Origin of the sequence: Streptomyces sp. NPDC087422 (assembly GCF_044744145.1) — a bacterium.
In the GTDB taxonomy this organism is placed as follows: domain Bacteria; phylum Actinomycetota; class Actinomycetes; order Streptomycetales; family Streptomycetaceae; genus Actinacidiphila.
On sequence record NZ_JBIUXT010000013.1, the window covers coordinates 33,816 to 56,998 of the forward strand.

Consider the following 23,183-nt stretch of genomic DNA (forward strand, 5'->3'; position numbering starts at 1 on the left):
CCCCCTCCGACCACGTATGATGGTCCCCGCAAGCGCCGCTAGCTCAGTTGGTTAGAGCAGCTGACTCTTAATCAGCGGGTCCGGGGTTCGAGTCCCTGGCGGCGCACTTGCCCAGAAGGCCCTCCGCGCGAGCGGGGGGCCTTCTCCGTGTGCCCGCCGGTGTGCTCCGCACGGGTGGTCCTGGGCGGCGGCGGGCGCGGCAGGCGTACGGGGCGGGGCGGGCGGAGGAAGGTCGGCCCGTGCTGGGGCTGATCGTGGGTCATTTCGTGCTGGCGGGTTTCGCGGGGGTGTTCACGCGGTGGTGGGGCCGCCGGGCCTTCCTCGTGCTCGCCGCCGCGCCCGCCGCGACCGCCGTCTGGGCGGCCCTCCAGTGGAACGCGGTCGCGGACGGCCGGGTCCGGGAACAGACCTGGCACTGGGCCCCCGCCCTCGACCTGGAGATCGCGCTGCGCCTCGACGCGCTGAGCCTGCTGCTCGCCGTCCTCGCGGGCGGCGTCGGCGCCCTCGTCCTGGTCTACTGCGCCGGGTACTTCCGCGACGACGAGCCGGGACTCGGCGGCTTCGCGGGCACCCTGACCGCCTTCGCGGGCGCCATGCTCGGCCTCGTCCTGGCCGACGACCTGATGCTCCTGTACGTCTTCTGGGAGCTGACCACCGTCCTGTCCTTCCTGCTGATCGGCCACAGCGCCGAGAAGAAGGCCAACCGGCGCTCCGCCCTCCAGGCCCTGGTGGTCACCACCGCGGGCGGCCTCGCCATGCTCGTCGGGCTGCTGATGCTCGGCCACTTCGCGGGCACCTACCGGCTGTCCGCGCTGATCGCCCACCCGCCCGCCACCGGTCCCGCCGTACGCGTCGCCCTCGTCCTGGTCCTCGCGGGCGCCCTGTCCAAGTCCGCCGTGTGGCCCTTCAGCCTGTGGCTGCCCGGCGCGATGGCCGCGCCCACCCCCGTCAGCGCCTACCTGCACGCGGCGGCCATGGTGAAGGCCGGTGTCTATCTCGTCGCCCGCCTCTCCCCCGTCTTCGCCCCCGTCGGCCCCTGGCGCGCCCTCACCGTCGGCCTCGGCCTGGCCACCATGCTCCTCGGCGGATGGCGCGCCCTGCGCGAATTCGACCTCAAACGGATCCTCGCCTACGGCACCGTCAGCCAACTCGGCTTCCTCACCGCCCTGGTCGGCACCGGCTCCCACAACGCCGCTCTCGCCGGAGTCACCCTCCTGTTCGCCCACGCCCTCTTCAAGGCCGCCCTCTTCCTCGTCGTCGGCGCCGTCGACCAGACCACCGGCACCCGCGACATCCGCCGCCTGTCGGGCCTGGCCCGCACCTCCCCCCTCCTGTGCGCCGCCGCCACCCTCGCCGCCGCCTCCATGACCGGCCTCCCCCCCTTCCTCGGCTTCCCCGCCAAAGAAGCCGCCTTCGACGCCCTGACCCCCCTCCCCCTCTCCCTGTCCGTCCTCGGCTCCGCCCTGACCGTCGCATACACCCTGCGCTTCCTGTGGGGCGCCTTCGGAGGAAGCGCCACAACGAAGCCCCCTGCCGCCCCTCCCCCCGCGGCCCCCGACGCACCGAAGCCCCCCGCAGCCGCCGACGTACCGGAGGGGACGGGCCGGGGTGCCCCCGCAGATTTGCGTGCCGACAGGACGGCGACGGATGCGCAGGAGCAGGCAGCACGCAGCTCGAGGAGGTACCCCGGCCCGGGACCGACCCGCCCACGCACGGCAGGCGCCCACACGGCGAGCCCACGCACGGCAGGCGCCAGCGCACACACACCCCGCGCCCACACGGCAGGCCCACACCTGAAGGGCTGGGAAAAGGCGGTGCCCGTAGGAACGCTGGCACTCGCCGGGACGGTCCTCGGCCCCTACGTCACCCACCTCGAACCGCTGCTCGGGCAGTACGCCCACTCCGTACCGGAAGCGCACGGCGCCACGCCGTACCACCTGGCGCTGTGGCACGGCTGGGGCACCCCCCTGGCCCTGTCCCTGGTCGCCTGGGCCCTGGGCGCAGCCCTCTTCGCGGGGAACACCCCCCTGATCCGGCTCGCCCGGAAAACGGCCCTCCCCACCGCCGAAGCGGCCTTCGCCCGCATGATCCGCGGCACCGAATGGTTCGCCCTCCAGCTCACCGGCACGGTGCAACGCGGCTCCCTCGCGGTCTACTTGACCACCGCCCTCCTCGTGTTCACCGGCACCGAGTCGTACGCCCTGGTCCACGACGCCCCCTGGCCCACCCCCGGCGGCGGCCCCCGCCTGGCGGACGACGCGGCGCAGGCCGCCGTGGCGGTCGCGGTGATGGCGGCGGCGGTGCTGTGCGTGACGGCCCGGCTGCGGATGAAGGCGGTGGTGCTGGCGGGCACCACGGGCTACGGCACGGCGGTGCTGTTCGTGCTCCAGGGCGCCCCCGACCTGGCCCTGACGCAGTTCACCGTGGAGACGGCCAGCATCGTGGTGTTCGTGCTGGTGCTGCGCCGCCTTCCGGCGCGCTTCCCGCGCACGGCCCCGCGCCGCCGCGCGGCGAACTACGCGGTGGGCGCCGCCGCGGGCGCCCTCGTCGCGGGCCTGACGTATCTGACGGCGGCGGCCCGCCGGGCGAGTGACGCCCGCGCCGCGCTGATCGAGGCAACCGAGCACGACGGCGTGAAGAACGTGGTGGCGACGATCCTGGTGGATCTGCGCGCCTGGGACACGATGGGCGAGTCCGCGGTGCTGGCGGTCGCCGCGGTCGGCGTGACGAGTCTGCTGTTCCTGCGCCGCCGCGCGGGCTCGCTGCCACGGGCAGCGGACGGCGAGGAGCCGGGCACCGTATGGCGGGCGGGGCCGCGCGAGGCGCCGGGCCCGGCGTCACTCGCCCCCGAGCGGACCTGGCTGTCCGCGAGCGGCACCCTTGCGCAGGAGCGCCGCTCGGTGGTCTTCGAGGTGGTGGCCCGGCTGACCTTCCACCCGATCCTGGTGCTCTCCCTCTACCTGCTGTTCAGCGCGGAGAATCTGCCCGGCGGCGGCTTCACGGCCGGGCTCGTCGCGGGCCTGGCGCTGGTGGTGCGCTATCTGGCGGGCGGGCGGTACGAGTTGGCCGCCGCGGCCCCGGTGGACGCCGGTTTCCTGCTGGGCGCGGGCCTGGTCGTGTCGGTCGGTACGGGCCTGGGCGGGCTGGTGTTCGGGCGCGCGGTGCTCGACGCGGGCACGTACCACGCGCGGCTGCCGCTGTTCGGTTCGGTCCATCTGGCGAGCCCGGTGCTCTTCGACTTCGGGGTCTACCTGCTGGTGCTCGGCGTCGTCCTGGACGTGCTGCGCGGCCTGGGCGCCGAGATCGACCTCCAGATCGAACGGGACGGCCGCGGGGAGAGGGAGGTCACGTGAAGGCGACGATCGCGCTCATCGCGGTGGGCGGTGTGCTGTTCGGCTGCGGCACCGCGCTGCTGATGTCCAGACCGCTGACCCGGATCCTGCTGGGCGCGGTGCTGCTCGGCAACGGGGCGAATCTGCTGGTGCTCGCCACGTCGGGCAAGGCGGGGAAGCCGCCGCTGCTGTATCCGGGCACCGACCCGAAGGACGTCACCGACCCGCTGCCGCAGGCGATGGCGCTCACCGCGATCGTCATCACGCTGGCGCTGACGGCGTTCCTGCTGGCGATGGCGTACCGGAGCTGGCAGTTGTCGGGGAACGACGACGTGCAGGACGACGTCGAGGACATCCGGATCGCGCTGCGCGCCGAACACGAGGGCACGCGGGCGGAGTTGCGGGCCGTGCTGCGGGCGGACCGGGTGCGGCAGGCCCGCGCGGAGGAGACCGAGGACCTCGACGACGAGGTCTGGGACCACGTACTGGGGGCCGACCGGTGACCGCGTCCGACCTGCTGCCGCTGCCGGTGGCGCTGCCGCTGCTCGCGGCCGGGGTGAAGCTGGCGATCGGCCAACGGCTGCCGCGTACGCAGCGGTTCATCAGCGCGGGCGTGCTGTGCGCGGTGCTCGGCGCGTCGCTCGCCCTGCTGGTGGCCGCCGACCGGGACGGGCCGCAGGTCATGCACACCGGCACCTGGCCCGCGTCGGTCGGCATCACGCTGGTCGCCGACCGGCTGTCCGGGCTGATGCTGGTGGTGTCGGCCGCGGTCACGCTGTGCGTGCTGATCTACTCGATCGGCCAGGGCATGGCCGACCAGGACGCGGCGACACCGCTGTCCGTCTTCCACCCGGCGTATCTGATCCTGGTCGCCGGGGTCTGCGACACCTTCCTCGCGGGCGACCTGTTCAACCTCTATGTCGGCTTCGAGATCATGCTGACCAGCAGCTATGTGCTGTTGACGCTCGGCGGTACGGCGGCCCGCATGCGGGCGGGCGCCACGTACGTGGTGGTGTCGCTGCTGTCGTCGGTGCTGTTCCTCGTCGCGATCGGGATGGTCTACGCGGCGGCCGGGACGGTGAATCTGGCGCTGCTCGCCGGGCGGCTGGCCGAACTGCCCTCCGGCGTACGGCTGCTGCTGCAACTGGCGCTGCTGACCGTCTTCGGCATCAAGGCCGCCGTCTTCCCGCTGGCGGCGTGGCTGCCGGACTCGTACCCGACCGCGCCCGCGCCGGTCACCGCCGTCTTCGCCGGTCTGCTCACCAAGGTCGGCGTCTACTCGATACTGCGGACCCAGACGCTGCTGTTCCCCGGCGGGCGGCTCGCCGACCCGCTGATGCTGGTCGCCCTGCTGTCGATGGTGATCGGCATCCTGGGCGCGGTCGCCCAGACCGACCTCAAGCGGCTGCTGTCCTTCACGCTGGTCAGCCACATCGGGTACATGGTCTTCGGTATCGCGCTCGCCTCACGCGGCGGCATCGCGGGCTCCGTCTTCTACGTGGCCCACCACATCACCGTGCAGACCACGCTCTTCCTCGTCGCGGGGCTGATCGAACGGCGCGGCGGCACGACGGATCTGCTGCGGCTGGGCGGCCTGGCCCGGATCTCGCCGCTGCTCGCCGTCGTCTTCTTCGTCCCCGCCATGAACCTCGCCGGTATTCCGCCGCTGTCCGGTTTCCTCGGCAAACTCGGCCTGCTGCGCGCCGGCATCGCCAACGGGGGCGGCTGGGCGTACGTCCTGGTCGCGGGCGGCATCGTCACCAGCCTGCTGACGCTGTACGCGTTGGCGAAGGTCTGGAACCTGGCCTTTTGGCGTGCCGCCCCGCCCGATCTGTGCGAGGACGGCACCGTCCTGGAATCCGACGAGGACTCCGCCGACGCGGAGGAGGGCGGCTCGGGGCCTGTACCCGCGCCCCCGTCGCCCCCGTCGCCCCCGTCGCCCGGGGAGGACTCCGGGGCGACCGCCGTGCCGCTGCCCGCCGGGGCCGCCCACGCCGCGTCCCTCAGCGGGCGGCCCATCACCACCACGGCGGCCCTCCCCGCGCCGATGCTTCTCGCCACCTGCGCCATGGTCGCGCTCGGTCTGTCGTTCACCGTCCTGGCCGGGCCCCTCACCGGCCTCGCCGATCGCTCCGCGAGCGAGCTCCTGTCCCGAACCCCGTACGTCTCGGCGGTCCTCCGCCACTGACGGTCCCCACCGGCCGGTGGTCCGGAGACAACCGGACTGCCCGCCGGGGCGGGTGGTGACCCGCGGGAACGCGGTAGTTGAGCGCGCGGTTCCCCATGCCCCCGACGGGGCGCGTCCTGCCCCGGGCGTCAGGTCCAGTGGGCGGGGCGGGGCGGGCCACCTGGCGAAAGGACGGTGGTGGAGTCGCCGCGGGCGGCGGTGAGTTGGGGCGGGGTGAGGAAGAGGGCCCCGCGCAGATCCGCCCCGCGCAGATCGGCGTCGCGGAGATCGGCACCGATGAGATCGGCGAGGCGCAGGTCGGCCCGCCGCAGGTCGGCGGCGATCAGATAGGCCCCGCGGAGGTCGGTGCCGCGCAGGTCCGCCCCGCGGAACCCGCGGCCGATGAGGTCGGCGCCGCGCCGGTCGCGGCCGGGGGTGCCGGCGCGGGCCAGGGCGCTGGCGCGGAGCAGGATCTCGTTGACGGGCGCGCGCTCGGCGGCGACGTCGAGGGCGAGCAGGGCCTCGGGGGTGCCGAGGGTGAGCCCGGAGATCCGGGCGACGGCCGCCTCGGCGGCGGCGTGCACGGGCCGGGCGGACGGCAGCGCCAGTGTCTCGCCGAGGTAGCGGAGGAGTTCGTGGAGCTGCCGGACGACCGGCAGCAGCGCGAACATCGACCGCCCCCCGTCGGCGGCGTCGCGCCAGTCCTGCCCGCCGAAGGTGATCCGGGAGAGCTTCTGGCCCGCGCCGAAGCAGTCGTAGACGGTGCAGCCCCGGTAGCCGCGGCCCCGCAGTTCGCGGTGGATGCCGCAGCGGTGGTCGCCGCCGAGGTGCCCGCAGGGCTCCCCGGCGGCCTTGTCCGCGGCGAAGTCCGCGGAGCGGGTGAAGGCGAGGGCCACGCAGCACAGCCCGAAGCAGTCGCCGCAGTCGGCCCGCAGCTCACTCGTCTCACCCGTCGGCGTGTCCACCGGTCAATGGTGCCTCACGGCGCCGAGGGGAAGACGGCGGGCTTGGCGGCGGTGTAGAGCCAGGTCTGGAAGAAGGTGCCGAGGCGCTGCCCGGAGATCCGCTCCGCGAGCCGCTGGAAGTCGGCGATGGTGGCGTTGCCGTAGCGGTGCAGGGCGGGCCACGCCTTGAGCAGGGTGCGGAAGTCGCGGTCGCCGATGGTGTCGCGGAGCGCCTGGATGGCGACGGCGCCGCGGTCGTAGACGGCGTCGTCGAACTGGTTGTCGGGGCCGGGGTCGCCCGGCTTGACCGTCCAGAACGGGTCGTCGGCGGGGTGCGCGTCGTAGATGTCCCGGGCGAGCTGCTGCGGGGTGCCGGTGCCCTCGTGCTCGGCCCACAGGAACTGGGCGTAGCTGGCGAAGCCCTCGTTGAGCCAGATGTCGGACCAGCGTTCCAGCGACACGTCGTCGCCCCACCACTGGTGGGCCAGTTCGTGCGAGACGACGTTGGTGTTGGCCTTGGTGGCGAAGGAACTGGGGCTGTAGAACACGCGGGTCTGCGCTTCGAGCGCGAAGTGCGACGTCACGTTGGGCACGTAGCCGCCGGCCGCGTCGAAGGGGTAGGGGCCGAACCAGCCGCTGAGGAAGTCGACGATCTCGGCGGTCCGCTCCACGCTGGCGCGGGCGTTGGCGGCGGTGGCCGCGGGGAGGTCGGCGCTGTACGCGTTGATGACCGGGACGCCGGTGCGGGTGCGGCTGTGCGTGATGTCGAAGTGGCCGACGGCCAGCGTGGTGAGGTACGTGGCCTGCGGCTTGGTCTCGCGCCAGTGGTAGCTGGTCCGGCCGTCCTCGGACTTCCGCGAGACCAGCAGCCCGTTGCTGATCGCCTGGTCGCCGTCGGGGACCTTGACGCGCACGTCGTAGGTGGCCTTGTCGGCCGGGTGGTCGTTGCTGGGGAACCACCACCACGCGGATTCGGGTTCGTTGGCGGCGACTGCGCCGTCCGGGGTGCGCTGCCACGACGTGAAGCCGTAGCGCTTCACGGTGGAGGGGACGCCCGAGTACGTGACGGCGACGGTGATCCGGTGGCCCTTGGCGATCGGCCTGGCGGGGGTGATGACCAGTTCCTGCTCGCCGCTGGTGGCGAAGGCGGCGGGCTTCCCGTCGACGGTGACCCGGCTGACGGTCAGCGCGAAGTCCAGGTCGAAGCTGGTCAGTCCCTGGGTGGCGGTCGCCGTGATGACGGCCGTGCCCGACAGCAGGTCGGTGCTGGGCTGGTAGTCGAGGTTCAGGTCGTAGTGGGAGACGTCGTAGCCGCCGTTCCCGTAGGTCGGGTAGTACGGGTCGCCGATGCCGGGCGCGCCCGGCCCCGTGTCGGCAGCGGCCGCCGGGATCGCCAGCAGCAGGCCGAGGGCGGCGGCAGTGGACGCGATGACTCTCTTACGCACAGGGGTCCTCCAGCACGGTGAACGACAAGCGGCAGGTGCCAAGTGGCCGCCGCCGCGAGGCGGGTGGCGGCGGCCGAGTGGCAGGTACACGGCGACCCTAAGGAGCCCCAACCGTCCCAGCCACCCCTGTACTCACTGCTGTCGCAGAACGTTCACCCGGCGCAACACAACGGCCGGAACGTGACACCCGTGTCGTAGGCGCGTCACACGTGTCCGGTCTGCGAGCATTCGGCGGGTGCGTACCCTGCGGAGAATCCAGTGGCCGCTGGTGCTCTGGCTGGCCGTGGTCTGGGTGCTGCTGTGGGGAAAGGTCACCGCGGGCAATGTGCTGACCGGCCTGGCCGTCGGCGTCGTGCTCTGCCTGGCCTTCCCCCTCCCGCCGCTCGAACTCGAACTGCGGCTGCACCCGGTGGGCCTGGTCCGCTTCGCCGCCTACTTCCTGGCCGATCTGACGGTGGCCGGGCTGCGTACGGTCTGGCAGATCCTCACCCCGTCGCCGCTGCCCTGCGCGGTGCTCGCCGTACCGCTGCGCTCCCGCAGCGACTTGATGCTGACCGCGACGGCCGTGGCGGTCTGCGCGGTGCCGGGCAGCGCCGTACTGGAGATCCAGCGCTCCACCGGCACCCTCTTCGTCCACGTCATGGGCTCCGACAGCGCGGGCACGGACCAGGCCCGCGCCGAGGTCAGACGCCTGGAGCAGCTGGTGGTACGGGCGTTCGGCACCCGCGCGGAGATCGCGGACCTGACGGCCCCCGAGCCGGGTACGGGTGCGCCGTGAACTGGGTGACGGGGGTGGTGCTCGCGCTGCTGGTCGCCTCCGGCGTGATGGTCTTCGTCCGCCTGGCGCGCGGCCCCTCGATGCTGGACCGGGCGGTGGCGGTGGACGCGCTGCTGGCGGTCGTGGTGGCCGGACTCGGCGCGCGGGCCGCCGAGGCACGCACCCCGTACACCCTGCCGGTGCTGCTGGTCCTGGCCTTCCTCGGCTTCACCGGCTCGGTGGCCAGCGCCCGCTTCATCGCGGTGCGCGGCGCGGAGCCCCCGGAGCGGCCGGGCGGGCAGGAGCCGGCGGGGGCAGGGGAGCCAGGAGGGCCGGGGGAGCCGGTGGAGCCGGTGGAGCCGGTGGAGCCCGAGGGGGCCGAGCGGCCTGAGCGGCCTGAGCGGACCGAGCGGACCGAGCGGCCGAAAAGGGATGACGGCCGGGAGGGCACGGCCGCTGACGGTGAGGAGACGGGCGGATGAGCTGGACCGCGGTGGGCGACTGGGCCGCGGCGGTGTGCCTGCTGCTCGGCGCGGGGCTGAGCTTCGTGGCCGGGGTCGGGCTGCTGAAGCTGCCCGACACCCTCACCCGTATGCACGCGGCGACCAAGCCGCAGGTGCTCGGGCTGCTGTTGGTGCTGCTCGGGGTCGCCCTGCGGTTGCGTTCCTGGGTGGATCTGGGAACGCTGGTACTGATTGGCACGTTTCAGCTGATGACTGTGCCGGTCGCGGCTCATATCGTGGGCCGCGCGGCGTACCGCACGGGCCAGGTGGACGGCGACCGGCTGGTCCTTGACGAGTTGGACGAGCGGCTGACCCGGCCGGAAAGGCCAGATAGGTTCACCGTGTGAAGAATGTCCGCGTGGTCAGGGCGCTACAGCATGTGGAGGACGAATACCTGTCACGTATGGGTATGTCGCTCCCCCTGCTGGTCATCGCGCTGGTCGTGATCGCCGATCTCGCGGCGGGCCGGGACCACTTCATCACGCCGGGCATCGTCGCCGCGCCGCCGCTGGCCGCGATCACCGTCAACTGGCGGCGGACCCTGTTCATCGGCGTGCTGGGCCTGATCGTCCAGGCGGCGCTCGCGCCCTACGACGGCATCGCCGAGATCCCCGATCACGACGTGTTCTTCGGCCAGGTCTTCGCGTACGGCTCGGTGACCCTCTTCAGCATCTACATCGCCTGGCGCCGCGAGACCGGCGCGAAGGCGTTCAGCGCCATCACCTCCGTCGCCGAGGCCGCCCAGCACGCCCTGATGCGCCCGCCCGCCCCGCGCGTGGGCGGTATCCAACTGGCCGTGCGGTACGTGTCGGCGGCCGACGCGGCGCAGATCGGCGGCGACCTGTACGCGGTGCTCGACACCCCGTACGGCGTGCGGGCGCTGATCGGCGACGTGCGCGGCAAGGGCCTGGGCGCGGTGCAGACCTCGGCCGTGGTGCTCGGCGCCTTCCGCGAGGCCGCGTTCGACGAGGGCGGCCTCGACCGGGTGGCGCGCCGGGTGGACATCAGCGTCGGCCGGCATGTGACCGGCGGGGACTTCATCACGGCGCTGTTCGCGCAGTTCGACAAGCCGGACAGCGTGGAACTGCTGCACTACGGCCATGTGCCGCCGCTGCGGGTCTCGCGGGACGGCGAGGTGGAGACGCTGTACCCGAACGAGCCGTGGCTGCCGCTGGGCCTGGCCGACATGGTGGCCGAGGGGCCCACCCCGTGGCGGGTGCCGCTCATGCCGGGCGACGTGCTGGTGCTGTGCACCGACGGGGTGATCGAGGCGCGCAGCCCGCGGGACAACTCCTTCTACCCGCTGGCCGAGCGGGTCGGCCGCCTGGTCGCCGGTGCCTCGTACGACCTGGACGACGCCGTGGAGCGGGTCTACAGCGACCTGCTGGAGCACGCGGGCGGCTCGCTCACCGACGACGTGGTCCTGCTGCTGCTCGCGCCCCAGCAACGGCCCCTGCCGGCCCACCCGCAGGACCCGCCGCTCAATCCGGTGTGACCGCTGTCGTCGTGTCCCGGGCGTCCGGCGCGGGCGCCGCGTGGGTGACCGGCAGGCCGCGTGTCGCGCGGTCCAGCGCGATCAGCACCGACTCGTACGCCTCGCCCGTGGCGTGTTCCATGCCCAGCTCGCACATCCGGTTCGCCGACAGATACGCGTCGTAGCCGCGCGCCGCGACCTCCTCGGCCTCGGGGCGCGTCGCGGCCTCGGTCAGCTCCTCGTGCAGCATCCCGCGGTCGCCCGCGAAGGCGCAGCAGCCCGCGTCGTCGGGTACGACGACCTCGCGGGCGCAGGCCCGCGCGACGGTCTCCAGCGCGCCGGTGTCGCCGAGGTGCCGCATCGAGCAGGTCGGGTGCAGGACGGCGGACGCGACGGTGTCGGTGACCGTCAGCCGCGGCAGCAGGTGCTCGGCGGCCCAGACGACGGAGTCGATGACGGTCAGCTCGCCGTGGAGTTCACGGTTGGCGTCGGAGAGGTACGGCACGACGTCGCGGGCCAGGCCGAGCGTGCAGGAGCTGGCGTCGACCACGATCGGCAGCCGTCCGCCGCCGGTCCACAGCCAGGCGGCCTCCACGATCCGGTTGGCCATCACCGCGTTGCCCGCCAGGTAGCCCTTGGAGTGCCAGATGGTGGCGCAGCAGGTGCCCGTGACGTCGTCCGGGATCCACACCGGGCGGCCGGCCCGCGCGGAGACGCTGACGACGGCCTGCGGCAGCGACCCGTACCGGGTGGCCGGGACGCCGAAGACGCGGTTGACGCACGCCGGGTAGTACACGGCGGTCGCGCCGTCCTTCTCGGTGCGGGGCAGCCGGGGGGCGGCGCCGGGGATCTCGGGGAGCCATTCGGGTATCAGGTCCGGGCGTACGGCCCTGCGGGCCAGGCCGGTGCCCGCGGTCAGCGGGCGGTCGCCGACCCGGTCGCGTACCGCGTCGGCGGCGGCCACCGCGGCGCGGGCGGCGCGTTCCGCGGCCTTCCAGTGGGTGGCGACGGAGGCGGCGACCCGCTCCTCGGTACGGGAGTGCCCTGCGTGCCGGAAGTCCCGCATCATCGCGCCGGTGTCGATGCCGACCGGGCAGGCCAGCGCGCAGGTGGAGTCGCCCGCGCAGGTGTCGACGGCGTCGTATCCGTACGCGTCCAGGAGCGCCTGGAGGACCGGGGAGCCGGGCGGCTGGCGGAGCATCTCGCGGCGCAGCACGATCCGCTGCCTGGGAGTGGTGGTCAGGTCGCGGCTGGGGCAGGTGGGCTCGCAGAAGCCGCACTCGATGCAGGCGTCGGCGACGGCCTCGATGGCCGGGATCGTCTTGAGGCCGCGCAGGTGGCCGCGCGGGTCCAGGTCGAGGACGACGCCGGGGGCGAGGACGCCGTCCGGGTCGAGCAGCCGCTTGACCCGCCACATCAGGGCGGTGGCCTTCGCGCCCCACTCCAGTTCGAGGAAGGGCGCGATGTTGCGGCCGGTGCCGTGCTCGGCCTTCAGCGAGCCGTCGAAGCGCTCGACGACGGTGTGGCAGAAGTCGTCCATGAAGGCGGCGTAGCGCTCCACGTCGGCGGGTTCGGCCGCGTCGAAGGTCAGCAGGAAGTGCAGATTGCCGTGTGCGGCGTGGCCCGCGACGGCCGCGTCGAAGCCGTGCCGCTCCTGGAGTTCCAGCAGCTCGGCGCAGGCGTCGGCGAGCAGCTCCGGCGGTACGGCGAAGTCCTCGGTGATCAGCGTGGTGCCCGACGGGCGGGCGCTCCCGACGGCCGCGACGAAGGCTTTGCGGATACGCCACAGGCCGGCGATCCGCGCCGGGTCGCGGGTGAAGGCGTTGTCCGCGGACGGTACGGGCGTGACCAGGCCGAGGTCGTCGCAGACCCGGACGGCGGCCCGCTCGTACGCGGCCAGCTCCGTGTCGTCGGCGGCCCGGAACTCCACCAGCAGCGCGGTCGTCTCGCGCGGCAGCACGGCCCACTCCCCGGGCACCTCGGGCACGCCCACGGCGGCCCGCAGGGTGTTGCCGTCCATCAGCTCGACGGCCTCGGCCCCCGCCTGGTTGAACAGCGGCACGGCCGCGGCGGCGGCGGGCAGCGTCGGGAAGAACAGCAGGGCGGCGGTGGCCGCCGCGCGTATCGGCAGCGTCTCGAAGACGGCCTCGGCGACGAAGCCGAGAGTGCCCTGCGAGCCGACCATCAGACCGCGCAGGATCTGCGCGGGCGTCTCGGCGTCGAGGAAGGCGTCGAGCCGGTAGCCGTTGGTGTTCTTGATCGCGTGCTTCGCGCGAATCCTGGCGGTCAGCTCCTCGTCGGCCTCGATCTCGTCCCGCAGGTCGAGCAGGCCCTGGCACAGCTCGGGCTCGGCGGCGGCCAGCGCCGCGTCGGCGTCGGGGTCGCCGGTGTCCACGAGGGTGCCCGACGGCAGGACGACGGTCATCGAGGTGACGGTGCGGTACGAGGTGCGGCTGGTGCCCGCGGCCATCCCGGACGCGTTGTTGGCGACGACTCCGCCGACCGTGCACGCGACGGCGCTGGCCGGGTCGGGGCCGAGCACCCGGCCGTGCCGGGCCAGGGTGGCGTTGGCCCGCGCGAGTACGGTGCCGGGCAGGATACGGGCCCGCGCGCCGTCGGCCTCGACCTCGACGCCGCTGAAGTGGCGGCGCACGTCCACCAGGATGTCCTCGCCCTGCGCCTGGCCGTTCAGGCTGGTGCCCGCGGCTCTGAAGACCAGGTGGCGGCGCTCGCGGCGGGCGTAGGCCAGCAGCCTGACGACGTCCTGCGCGCTCTCGGGCAGCACGACGGCCTGCGGCACGAAGCGGTACGGGCTGGCGTCGGAGGCGTAGCGCACGAGGTCGGAGACGCCGGTGAGGACCTTGTCCGCGCCCAGCAGCTCGGTCAGCGCGGCCTTGAGGCCCTGCGGTGTGCCGGTGGCCCGCGACTCCTCCACCCGGTCGGGCGCGGCGCTCGCGGGCGGCACAGGGCGCAGTGCCTCGCCCTTCGGATCGGGCACGGGCATCCGGACCTCCTCGGGCGGACCGTGGGACGTGGTGGCTTCCGGTTCTCGGTCGTGGGCGCTGGGCTCGCGGCGGTTCTCGGGCCGGCGGCTCCGGGTGCTCGGTACTCGGCTCTCGGTGCTCGGGAGGAGCCCACCGATTGCCAAGGTATGACGGACTCCGCGTTCCCGCTCGCCCCGCGGGCCCCGCGCTGCTCCGCCGTCTCCGACCTACGGCGGAGGCGCCGCGCCGACCCGACGGCGGATACTCGGCTGCGAGTCCGGCAACGGGGGCCGGGCACGAACGGGGAGCAGCGAGAATGAGCCACAGCGCGCCAGGTGATCCTTCCGGCCCTCCCACGAAGGGTCCCGCCACGAGCGGCCCCGCCTCGAACGGCCCCGCCTCGAACGGTCCCGCCACGAGCGGCCCTTCCGGTGTCCGGCCCGGCGCTCCCGCCGACTCCCCGGCGCCCGAGCCGTACGCCGCCGCGCTCGGGGCGGCCTTCGTGGCCGTGGCCGACACGCTCGACGGGGGCGGCGCGGTCGGGGACGTGCTGGTCGGGCGGTGTGTCGGGGTGCTCGGGGCGGCGGCGGCCGGGCTGCTGCTGGTGGCGGAATCGCGCGGGAGCGCGGAGCCTGAGGTGGTCGCGGTCACGGACGAGGCCGTACGGGCGCTGGTCGCCGCCGAGGGCCCGGGCCGGGAGTGCCACCGCGCGGGCGCGCCGGTGCGCGCCGACGTGCTGGGCGCGGCGGCGGGCCGGTGGCCCGATTTCACCGGGGCCGCGCTGGCCGCGGGCTACGGCGCCGTCCTCGCCGTCCCCATGCGCTGGCGCGAGGAGACCATCGGCGCCCTGACGCTGTTCCGTACGGCGCCCGGCCCGCTCCCCGACGGCTACGCCGAGCTGGCCCAGGCACTCGCCGACGTCACCACCATCGGGGTGCTCCAGCGCCGGGTCAGACGGCAGCGCGAACAGCTCGCCGACCAGCTCCAGTCCGCGCTGGAGAGCCGGGTCCTGGTCGAGCAGGCCAAGGGGCTGCTCGCCGAGCGCTGGCAGGTGAGCGTGGACGCCGCCTTCACCGCGCTGCGCAGCCACGCCAGGACGCGCCGCATCCGGCTGTCCGACCTGGCGCAGGGCCTGCTCGACAGCACGGTGGACGCGGCGGAGCTGCGCGGGGGCCCCGGCCGGTGACGCCGCCCATGCCGCGGCCGGTGACGTCGCATTGCGTAGAGAACGTGTAACCAACCGTCATATTCCCTCTGGTGCACGGGAGTTCGGTGTTCTAGGGTGTGGGGCACTTCGCGGCCCGCGACCCCGGTCGCGGCGCTCAGACCCGTACTCTCCCGTCCGCTCAGGCACGGCCCGACGACGCCAGGACTTGGTTTGCCCATGGTCAAGCTCGCGGCATCCGCGTACCTCCCCCCACGCGAAGCCGACCGCCCGGTGCTCGACGTGTCCTGGACCTTCTCCGTCGGCCGCCTGCCCGGCAGCGACGAACTGGCGGCCCGTATGACCCGCGCCGCCCTCGACACGCTCGGCGGCCCGTACGGCGGGATCGGCGCCCTGATCACCGACGCCACCTCACTGGCGTGCGCCTACCTGGTCGCCCACAGCCTGGCCCGGCGCTACCGCGTCACCCTGGGCGTGGACGGCGGGCACTGCGCGGTCGCGGTCACCGACTACGGCTACGACCACGGGCTGCCCGGCGACGGCGCGGAGCCGGTGCCGGAACCGGCCCGCGACGAGGCCAGGGACCTGTGCAGGCGGCTCGCCGAGGCCGCGGCCCACCCGGTGACGATCGACGGGGTCCAGGTGCACCACGCCGTGGACGGCGCCGTGCTCATCCGCTTCAGGACCCAACTGCCCCACGCCCCTACGGTTCCCCCCACTCCCCCGGCCGCGCCGGACGCCTCCCGCAGTCCAGGCGCCCGAGGGTGAGGAGCGCCCGGCCGGGCGGCTTCGCGGGGGAGGCGAGCCACCGGCCGGGCGCGGTACGCACCCCGGGAGGGATGCGGGTCTCGACACGCGCGTCAGGCCGTCCGCGTGCCGGGCCGTCGGCGTGCCGGGCCGCACGTGCGTCAGGCGCACGCGCCTCGGGCCGTACTGCGTGCGTCAGGTCGTACTGCGTGCGTCAGGTCGTGCGGTTGCCGGTCAGCGCCGCGAAGACCACGACGTTCGCCGAGTACGCCTGCTTCTCCTTGTCGAAGGAGCCGCCGCAGGTGATCAGCCGCAGCTCCGGGCGCCCGGAGGACCCGTACACCCGGTTGGCGTCGAAGTGGTCCTTCTCCACCACCTCGACGCCCTCGACGGAGAATTCGGCGACCGTGCCGTCCGCGCGGGTCACCTCCACCAGCGCGCCCGGCTCGACGGTGCTCAGCCCGTAGAAGACGGCCGCGCGGGTCTCGGTGTCGACGTGGCCGACGATCAGCGCCGCGCCCGCCGTTCCCGGCGACGGTCCGTCGCGGTACCAGCCCGCGACGTCCGGGGTGGCGTACGGCGGCGGGTCGACCGCGCCGTCCTTCAGGCCGCGGCCGACGAGCTTGGCGTGCAGCCCGATCGAGGCGATGTCGATGCGCAGCGGCGTGGAGGCGGGCATCGGCAGGTGGGGGGCGTAGACCTCGCGCGGGCGGTCGGCAGCGGCGGCGGCCAGCGCCCGGCCGCCGGGGGTGGCCTCCGTGCCGCTGCCGCCGCCGTCGTGCCCGAACAGCCAGGCCGCGAGCAGCACGAGGGCGACGGCCGCGGTCGTCCAGGTCCTGTTGTCGGGCCGTGGACCGTCCTCGCCGCCGCCCGCGGCCTCCGCCCCTTCCGCCATGCCGGTCAGCCGCGGTCGGAGCTGCGGCGCCGGTGGATCACGAGGCCCGCCAGGCCGATGGCCGCGAAGCCGCCGGTGACCAGCAGCGCGCTGGTGTCGGAACCGGCCGTGCCGGGCCCGGCCGCGAGCTGCGCGGTACCGCCGCCGCCCGCGGGGACGGGCGCGATCGGCAGCGAGGTGCTGGCGCCGGTGACCGTCACGGACGCGGACGCGGAGCTGGAGGAGCCGTTGCACTCGACGGAGATCTCGTACGAGCCGTCGACCGCGTCGGACTTGATGAACGCGGTGCCTTCGAGCGAGTGGGAGCCGTCGCTCGCCGGGGCGAGGGTGACGGTGTCCACGAAGACCTCGGCGCTGGCGCGGGCCTTGCCGCCGGACTTGCAGGAGGTCTCCAGGTGCAGGCTCACGACACCACCCGGCGCCACGCTGGCGGGCGACACGTCCATCGAGTCCGAGGAGCTGGACGACGAGGACGAGGACGACGACGAGGAGGAAGAGGACGACGATCCCCCTCCGCCCGAGTCGGCGATCGCCTGGCTGGGCAGCCCCGAGGCGCCACCGAGCGCGAACACTCCGGCGGCACCGGCTGCGGCGATGACGGGCAGTTTCAGACCGAACATGGAGACCTCCGCTCGTCCGGGAGCGGGGACTCGCGCCCGGTGCTTACGAACATCCCTGCGACGGCCGCCGCCCGCACCCCGAGGGGCGCCTCAATCGTCCATCAGAGTGAGGGACGCTCTACGGAGAGTGACGAATCGGTGTGTCGGCTCGGCTTTCCCGGGCCCGGGGCTCCGAGGGCCGCGCGCCGGCTCGGGGGCCGGCGCTGGGGGCTGCGGGCCGGGGCTCAGATCTCCGACACGAGGTCCGCGATCGAGTTCACGACGCGCGAGGGGCGGAAGGGGTGGCGGTCGATGTCGGCGGGCCCGGTGAGGCCGGTCAGCACCAGGAACGTGGTCATGCCGGACTCCAGGCCGGCCAGCACGTCGGTGTCCATCCGGTCGCCGATCATCGCGCTGGTCTCGCTGTGCGCGCCGATCGCGTTGAGCCCGGCGCGCATCATCAGCGGGTTGGGCTTGCCCACGAAGTAGGGGTCCTTGCCGGTGGCCTTGGTGATCAGCGCGGCCACCGAGCCGGTCGCGGGCAGCACGCCCTCGGGGGACGGCCCGGTCTCGTCGGGGTTGGTGCCGATGAAGCGGGCGCCGTTGTTGATCAGCCGGATCGCCTTGGTGAGCGCCTCGAAGCTGTAGGTGCGGGTCTCGCCGAGGACGACGTAGTCCGGGTCGGTGTCGGTGAGGATGTAGCCGACGTCGTGCAGGGCGGTGGTCAGCCCCGCCTCGCCGATCACGTACGCGGTGCCGCCGGGACGCTGGTCGTCCAGGAACTTGGCGGTGGCCAGCGCGGACGTCCAGATGTTCTCGACCGGTACGTCGAGGCCCATGCGGGTCAGCCGGGCGTGCAGGTCGCGCGGGGTGTAGATGGAGTTGTTGGTGAGCACCAGGAAGGGCTTGCCGGACTCCTTCAGCCCCTTGATGAAGGCGTCGGCGCCCGGGATGGGCGTGCCCTCATGGATCAGCACCCCGTCCATGTCGGTGAGCCACGACTCGATGGGCCTGCGTGTCGACACGGGTTCCGCTCTCCTGTTCCTCGCACAGCTCGCGCCCGGGGCATCCGCTCGCGGCATCCGCGCGCCGCTTCCGCGCACGGCTTCAGCACGCCGGCTTCAGCCCACGGCCTCAGCACGCCGGCTTCTGCCCACGGCTTCACTCACCAGCGTAGCCGGGGCGGATGGCACCCGCCCCGGCCGTCTCGCGTGCTGGTCGGCCGCCGCGTCACGGAGGTCCCCCGGTCAGCCAACGGCCGGCTGACCGGTGACCTGCCGCTCGGCCAGGAGTCAGCTTCCGGTGGCGGTCTTCCACGCGTCCACGTAGTCGGTCAGGTGGGCGTCGATGTCGGACCAGTCGGGGGTGAAGACGTCCACGCCCGACATGATCTGCTTGAGCTTGGCGGCGTTGGCGTCGGTCGCGGTCACGTCGGTGCGGGCCGCGAAGCCGCCGCCGATCGAGGAGACCTGCTGCTGGACCTCGGTGGTCAGGAAGTAGTCGAGCAGCTTCTTGGCCGCGTCCTCGTGCGGCGCGTTCTTCACCAGCCCGGCCGCGTACGGCAGCGCGAAGGTGGTCGGCTTGCCCGAGGCGTCGGCGGCCGGGAAGAAGATGCCCTGGTGCGGCATCGTCGCCTGGTCCGCGTAGTTCATCTGCACATCGCCGTTGGCGACCAGCAGTTCGCCCTTGTCGACCTTGGAGGCGAGCTGGCCGGTGGACGCGGACGGGCCGACGTTGTTGGCCTGGAGCTTCTTCAGGTACTCCATCGCCGGGGCCTGGCCGCCGAAGTCGTGCATGGCCTTGATGACGACGGCGGTGCCGTCGCCCGCGACACCGGGGGTGGAGTACTGGAGCTTGTTCTTGAACTTGCCGTCCAGCAGGTCGTTCCAGGTCTTGGGCGGGGTCGGCAGTTCCTTGGTGTTGTAGATGAAGCACAGGTAGTTGTTGACGATCGAGGTCCAGTCGCCGTCCGCGCCCTTGTCGGCGGCGTCGACCTTGTCGGAACCGGCGGGTTTGTACGTGGTCAGCAGCCCCTTGGCGTCGGCCTGCTGGATGAAGGGCGGCAGCGTGACGATCAGGTCGGCCTTGGTGTTGGACTTCTCGCGGATCACGCGCTGCACGACCTCGCCCGAGCCGCCCTCGACGTAGTTGACCTTGATGCCGGTCTTCGCCGTGAAGTCCTTGAACACCTTGTCGTAGAAGCCGTCCCCGGCCTCGTTGTGCAGGCCGTCGGCGCTGTAGACGGTGACCTCGGTGGACGCCTTGCCGTCCGAGGAACCGGAGCCGGAGTCGGAGGAGCCGCCGCAGGCGGCGAGGGCGAGACCGAGCGTGAGGGTGCCGGCGACGGCGGTGAGCGGGGTGATGGGGCTGCGCTTGCGCATGGCAGGTCGAACTCCTTGCTGGGTGTGGTCAATCGGGAAGGAGAAAGGGGAAAAGGGGGGGGCAGCGGTAGGAGGCCCGGGTGCGGACGCGGGACATCCCGAGCAGGACGAGCAGGGTCGTCACCATGAGGACGACGGCCAGGGCGGCGCCCGAGTAGAGCGAACCGCGGTTCGTCGCGCCGTAGATCTGGACCGGCAGCGGCAGCCAGTCGGGCGGGTAGAGCATCATCGTGGCGCTCAACTCGCCCATGGACAGGGCGAAGCAGAGTCCGGCGGCGGCGGTGAGCGAGGGCAGCAGCAGCGGAAGCCTGATCCGCCACAGCACGTACGCGGGCCGCGCGCCCAGGCTCGCGGCGCTCCGCTCGTACGCCGGGTCGAGGCGGACGAGCGCGGCGCTCACGGACTGGTAGGCGAAGGCGGTGACCAGGACGGTGTGGGCCAGGATCACGATCTCGCGGGTGCCGTTGAGCAGCAGCGGGGGCTTGGAGAAGGCGACCAGCAGGGACAGGCCGACCACGACGGACGGCACGGCGACGGGCAGCATGAACAGGGTGTCGAGCAGGCGCCGTTGCCAGCCGCGCAGGCGTTCGGCGGCGAGCGCCGCCCAGCCGCCGACGAGCAGGGCCAGCACGCTGGCGGCCAGCGCCGTCCACAGGCTGGTGGTCAGGGCGTGCGCCGAGTCGCCCTTGGTGATGTCCTGATAGTGCGTCAGCGTCGGGTGGGACGGGAAGGCGCCGCTCCAGTTGGTGGCGAAGGACGCCATCAGCACGACGAGGAAGGGCAGCGCGAAGACCGGCAGGAACAGGACGAAGAAGACGGCCCAGGCCGTCCAGCGACCGCTGCGGCTATGCACCAGCACGGCGGGCACCTCCGGTGAAGCCTCCTGCGAGGGTGGTGGTACGGGCCACGACGGCCCGGTAGAGGCCGTAGAGCGTCACCGACAGCACGACGGCGACGACCGCGACGACGCACGCCCCCGGGTAGTCGCCGTCGAGGATCGCCTTGCTGTAGACGAGCATCGGCAGGGTGGTGACGCCTTTGGCGCCGGTGAAGAGCACGATGCCGAACTCGTTGAGGCACATGACCAGGACGAGGCTGCCGCCCGCCGCGAGCGACGGCAGCGCCTCGGGGAGGATCACCTGCCGTACGATCCGCGGCGCCCGCGCGCCCAGCGACGAGGCGACCTCCAACTGGGCGGTCTCCACCTGGGAGAAGGCCGCGAGCAGCGGGCGCATCACGAAGGGCGTGAAGTACGTGATCTCCGCCAGGAGTACGCCCCACGGCGTGCGCAGGAAGTCGATCGGGCCGCTGCCGCTCGCGCCGCCCGTCACGTCCGTCCACAGGCCGTTGGCCATGCCGACGGTGCCGTAGAGGAACAGCAGCGCGAGGGTGATCAGGAAGGAGGGGAAGGCCAGGAAGATGTCGATGAAGCGGCTGAGCGCCTTGCCGCCGGGGAACGGCACGAAGGCGATCACCAGGGCCAGGACGAAGCCGAGGACCAGACAGCCCGCGGTCGAACCGACCGCGATCCACACGGTGTTCCACAGCGCCTTGCGGAACGACTCCTCCGTGAACACGTCGGTGTACGCGGACACGGAGTGGCTGCCGCTGTCCGGTGAGAGGGACTGCTTGCCGACCAGGAAGAGCGGATAGAGGAAGAAGAAGCCGATCGCGGCCAGGGGCGGCAGGGCCCAGAGCGGGCCGGGCACGGTCAACCGCCGCGAACCGCCCTTGTCCGCGGCGGACGTGGCGGTGCGCGCGGCCGGTGTGGCGTCCGGTGTGGCGTCCGGCTTCGCGTCCGGTGGGGCGCCCGGTGTGGCGTCCGGCTTCGCCTCCGGTACGAGCGGCGCCTGCGTCGTCCTAGCCAACGCCGACACCTCCCGCGCCGAGCCCCGCGGGCAGCAGCACCGCGTCCTCGGCCGCGAAGGTCAGCCCGACCTCGTCGCCCGCCCGCGGCGGCTGCCGCAAGTCCCCTACGTCGGCGCGCAGTTCGTGCCCGTACGCCGCGACGAGCAGCCGGTGCGTGTGGCCGCGCCACTGCACGGCGGTGACGGTGCCGCGCAGGACGTTGCCGCCGCCTTCCTCGGATGCGGCGGCCAGCCGCAGCGCGTGCGGGCGGACGCACAGCGTCGCCTCGGCGCCAGGCGCCGGGCCGTCCGTACCGCTCGCGGCCACCTGGAGGGTGGTGTCCGCCAGCCGTACGGCGCCGTCCTCCCCCGCGCTGACGTTCAGCAGATTGGCGTTGCCCACGAAGGAGGCCGTGAAGGCCGTGCGCGGGTGCCGGTAGAGGTCGTGCGGGGTGCCGCAGTCCCGGAGCCTGGCCTTGTCCAGGACGGCGATACGGTCGGCGAGCGTCAGCGCCTCGATCTGGTCGTGGGTGACGTACAGGATCGAGACCTCGGGCAACTCGCGGTGCAGCCGGGCCAGTTCGGTGAGCATCCCGGAGCGGAGCTGCGCGTCGAGCGCCGACAGCGGCTCGTCGAGCAGCAGCACCCCCGGCCTGATCGCCAGCGCGCGGGCGATGGCCACGCGCTGCTGCTGCCCGCCGGACAGCTCCCGCGGATAGCGCCGGGCGTACGCGGCCATACCGGTCATCTCCAGCGCGTCCGCCACCCGCCCGGGCACCTCGCCGCGCGGCACCTTCTGCGCCTTGAGCCCGAACGCCACATTCTGGTCCACCCGCAGATGCGGGAAGAGCGCGTACTGCTGCACCACCATCCCGATGCCCCGCCGGTACGGCGGCAGGTCCGTCACGTCCCGTCCCCCGATCGCCACCCGCCCGCTGACCGGCCGCACGAACCCCGCCACCGCCCGCAGCGCCGTCGTCTTCCCCGACCCCGACGGGCCGAGCAGCGCCATGACCTCCCCGCGCTCGACGGTCAGGTCGAGCGAGTCCAGCACCGTCTGGCCGTGGTAGGCGACGGTCACCTGCGCGAACCGGATGCCCGCGGGGCCGGTCGTGCCCGCGCGCGGGGGCGCGGGCGTCGGCTCCGCCGCCGGGTGGTCGGCGGCGGTCATCGCGGGGTCTCCCGGCGGGCGACGGCGGCGGGGAGTTCGGCGATCGAGGCCAGGACGTGGGTGGCGCCCGCCGCGATGAGCTGAGCCTCGGTGTGAGCGCCGGTCAGGACGCCCGCGACCAGCGGGGCGCCCGCGCGGACGCCGCTGAGCATGTCGTAGGCGGTGTCGCCGGCCACCGCGACCTGGCGGACGGAGTCGGTGCCGGTGCGCAGCAGCGCGGTGAGCACCATGTCGGGGTAGGGGCGGCCACGGCCCGCGTCGGCCGGGCACAAGGTGAGGTCGGCGACATCGCGCCAGCCGAGCGCGTCGAGGATCGCGTCCTGCGTGACGCGGGAGAAGCCGGTGGTCAGGACGACCTTGCGGCCCGCCTCGCGCAGCGCGTCGATCGTCTCGCGCGCGCCGGGCAGCGGCGCGCACCGGCCGCCGTCGACGAGTGCGGCGTACGCGGTCTCGAACGCCGCGTTGCCGCGCCGTGCCGCCCGCTCGTCACCGAACAGGGCGCGGAAGACGGTGATCTTGGACTCGCCCATCGTGGCGCGTACGTAGTCGAGTTTGGCGCTGTGGTCCGCGCTGCCGGGCTCGACCCCCAACTCCTCGGCCGCCCGCGAGAAGGCCAGTTCGACCAGGCCGTCGTCGGCGACGGTGGTCCCGGCCATGTCGAGGACGACAAGCCGCAGGTCGGACGTATCGCCTGGGGCGGAGGCGGAGGCGGCGGGTCCCGGCTCCGTGGGTGCGGGGGCGGCGGCAGCCGCCGTGGTCTCGGTCATGTCGT

The 23,183-nt window shown here is 73.4% G+C and carries 20 protein-coding genes and 1 tRNA gene; 10 read left to right on the plus strand and 11 right to left on the minus strand.

What is annotated here, in order from left to right; all coding sequences use genetic code 11:
• Positions 1-32 precede the first annotated feature (32 nt).
• The 4 genes from ACIO6U_RS30805 to ACIO6U_RS30820 all read left to right on the plus strand — a co-directional run bounded on the left by ACIO6U_RS30805 (position 33) and on the right by ACIO6U_RS30820 (position 5,520).
• Positions 33-106: transfer RNA gene (locus ACIO6U_RS30805), tRNA-Lys, on the plus strand.
• A 133-nt stretch (positions 107-239) separates the two neighbouring features.
• Positions 240-3,353, plus strand: coding sequence for a Na+/H+ antiporter subunit A (locus ACIO6U_RS30810; RefSeq protein ID WP_401724085.1), 3,114 nt, complete (start codon positions 240-242; stop codon positions 3,351-3,353).
• Complete coding sequence (locus tag ACIO6U_RS30815; RefSeq protein ID WP_355343203.1) at positions 3,350-3,835, plus strand: Na(+)/H(+) antiporter subunit C; 486 nt, start codon at positions 3,350-3,352, stop codon at positions 3,833-3,835. The genes ACIO6U_RS30810 and ACIO6U_RS30815 overlap by 4 nt, the downstream gene beginning before the upstream one ends.
• Positions 3,832-5,520 (plus strand): Na+/H+ antiporter subunit D, encoded by a 1,689-nt coding sequence (locus ACIO6U_RS30820; protein WP_401724087.1) that lies wholly within the window; start codon positions 3,832-3,834, stop codon positions 5,518-5,520. Before ACIO6U_RS30815 ends, ACIO6U_RS30820 begins: the two co-directional genes overlap by 4 nt.
• 128 nt (positions 5,521-5,648) lie before the next feature.
• On the opposite strand, the gene ACIO6U_RS30825 is transcribed toward ACIO6U_RS30820, so the two are convergent.
• Positions 5,649-6,464, minus strand: a complete 816-nt coding sequence (locus ACIO6U_RS30825; protein ID WP_401724090.1) for a pentapeptide repeat-containing protein — start codon at positions 6,462-6,464, stop codon at positions 5,649-5,651.
• A 14-nt stretch (positions 6,465-6,478) separates the two neighbouring features.
• Positions 6,479-7,888 (minus strand): M1 family metallopeptidase, encoded by a 1,410-nt coding sequence (locus ACIO6U_RS30830; RefSeq protein WP_401304875.1) that lies wholly within the window; start codon positions 7,886-7,888, stop codon positions 6,479-6,481.
• Positions 7,889-8,123: 235 nt separating this feature from the next.
• Between ACIO6U_RS30830 and ACIO6U_RS30835 the strand changes: the two genes are divergently transcribed.
• From ACIO6U_RS30835 to ACIO6U_RS30850, 4 genes are read left to right on the plus strand one after another with little or no spacing between them, the layout of a single operon-like run.
• A complete protein-coding gene (locus tag ACIO6U_RS30835) occupies positions 8,124-8,666 on the plus strand; it encodes a Na+/H+ antiporter subunit E (RefSeq protein WP_355343191.1) in 543 nt (180 codons plus the stop codon).
• Positions 8,663-9,127 (plus strand): monovalent cation/H+ antiporter complex subunit F, encoded by a 465-nt coding sequence (locus ACIO6U_RS30840; protein ID WP_401724094.1) that lies wholly within the window; start codon positions 8,663-8,665, stop codon positions 9,125-9,127. Before ACIO6U_RS30835 ends, ACIO6U_RS30840 begins: the two co-directional genes overlap by 4 nt.
• Positions 9,124-9,495: a monovalent cation/H(+) antiporter subunit G gene (gene mnhG, locus ACIO6U_RS30845; RefSeq protein ID WP_355343185.1), complete on the plus strand. Its 372-nt coding sequence runs from the start codon at positions 9,124-9,126 to the stop codon at positions 9,493-9,495. Before ACIO6U_RS30840 ends, mnhG begins: the two co-directional genes overlap by 4 nt.
• Positions 9,492-10,643, plus strand: a complete 1,152-nt coding sequence (locus ACIO6U_RS30850) for a PP2C family protein-serine/threonine phosphatase (protein WP_355343183.1) — start codon at positions 9,492-9,494, stop codon at positions 10,641-10,643. Before mnhG ends, ACIO6U_RS30850 begins: the two co-directional genes overlap by 4 nt.
• Here ACIO6U_RS30850 and ACIO6U_RS30855 read toward each other — a convergent pair.
• Complete coding sequence (locus tag ACIO6U_RS30855) at positions 10,630-13,626, minus strand: FAD-binding and (Fe-S)-binding domain-containing protein (protein WP_401724097.1); 2,997 nt, start codon at positions 13,624-13,626, stop codon at positions 10,630-10,632. The two genes, ACIO6U_RS30850 and ACIO6U_RS30855, sit on opposite strands and share 14 nt — an antisense overlap.
• 296 nt (positions 13,627-13,922) lie before the next feature.
• On the opposite strand from ACIO6U_RS30855, the gene ACIO6U_RS30860 reads away from it, so the two are divergent.
• Together ACIO6U_RS30860 and ACIO6U_RS30865 are read left to right on the plus strand one after the other, a co-directional pair.
• Complete coding sequence (locus ACIO6U_RS30860) at positions 13,923-14,792, plus strand: ANTAR domain-containing protein (RefSeq protein WP_401724100.1); 870 nt, start codon at positions 13,923-13,925, stop codon at positions 14,790-14,792.
• 198 nt (positions 14,793-14,990) lie between these two features.
• Positions 14,991-15,539, plus strand: coding sequence for a hypothetical protein (locus ACIO6U_RS30865; protein WP_355343174.1), 549 nt, complete (start codon positions 14,991-14,993; stop codon positions 15,537-15,539).
• Positions 15,540-15,732: 193 nt separating this feature from the next.
• On the opposite strand, the gene ACIO6U_RS30870 is transcribed toward ACIO6U_RS30865, so the two are convergent.
• From ACIO6U_RS30870 to ACIO6U_RS30905, 8 genes are all read right to left on the minus strand, one after another.
• Positions 15,733-16,413, minus strand: coding sequence for a class F sortase (locus ACIO6U_RS30870; protein ID WP_188283612.1), 681 nt, complete (start codon positions 16,411-16,413; stop codon positions 15,733-15,735).
• Between the two features lie 5 nt (positions 16,414-16,418).
• The gene (locus tag ACIO6U_RS30875) at positions 16,419-17,033 is read right to left on the minus strand and encodes a hypothetical protein (protein WP_401724103.1); all 615 of its coding nucleotides are present in this window, start codon (positions 17,031-17,033) and stop codon (positions 16,419-16,421) included.
• 224 nt (positions 17,034-17,257) lie between these two features.
• Complete coding sequence (locus tag ACIO6U_RS30880; RefSeq protein WP_401724106.1) at positions 17,258-18,037, minus strand: HAD-IIA family hydrolase; 780 nt, start codon at positions 18,035-18,037, stop codon at positions 17,258-17,260.
• Between the two features lie 267 nt (positions 18,038-18,304).
• The gene (locus tag ACIO6U_RS30885) at positions 18,305-19,393 is read right to left on the minus strand and encodes a 2-aminoethylphosphonate ABC transporter substrate-binding protein (RefSeq protein ID WP_401724109.1); all 1,089 of its coding nucleotides are present in this window, start codon (positions 19,391-19,393) and stop codon (positions 18,305-18,307) included.
• Between the two features lie 28 nt (positions 19,394-19,421).
• A complete protein-coding gene (locus ACIO6U_RS30890; RefSeq protein WP_401724111.1) occupies positions 19,422-20,252 on the minus strand; it encodes an ABC transporter permease in 831 nt (276 codons plus the stop codon).
• Positions 20,239-21,261 carry a 2-aminoethylphosphonate ABC transporter permease subunit gene (locus ACIO6U_RS30895; protein WP_401724114.1) on the minus strand — a complete coding sequence of 341 codons (1,023 nt, stop codon included), beginning with the start codon at positions 21,259-21,261 and terminating at the stop codon, positions 20,239-20,241. Before ACIO6U_RS30895 ends, ACIO6U_RS30890 begins: the two co-directional genes overlap by 14 nt.
• Positions 21,254-22,411 (minus strand): ABC transporter ATP-binding protein, encoded by a 1,158-nt coding sequence (locus ACIO6U_RS30900; protein ID WP_401724116.1) that lies wholly within the window; start codon positions 22,409-22,411, stop codon positions 21,254-21,256. Before ACIO6U_RS30900 ends, ACIO6U_RS30895 begins: the two co-directional genes overlap by 8 nt.
• Positions 22,408-23,178: a phosphonatase-like hydrolase gene (locus tag ACIO6U_RS30905; RefSeq protein ID WP_355343155.1), complete on the minus strand. Its 771-nt coding sequence runs from the start codon at positions 23,176-23,178 to the stop codon at positions 22,408-22,410. The genes ACIO6U_RS30900 and ACIO6U_RS30905 overlap by 4 nt, the downstream gene beginning before the upstream one ends.
• Between the last annotated feature and the right edge of the window lie 5 nt (positions 23,179-23,183).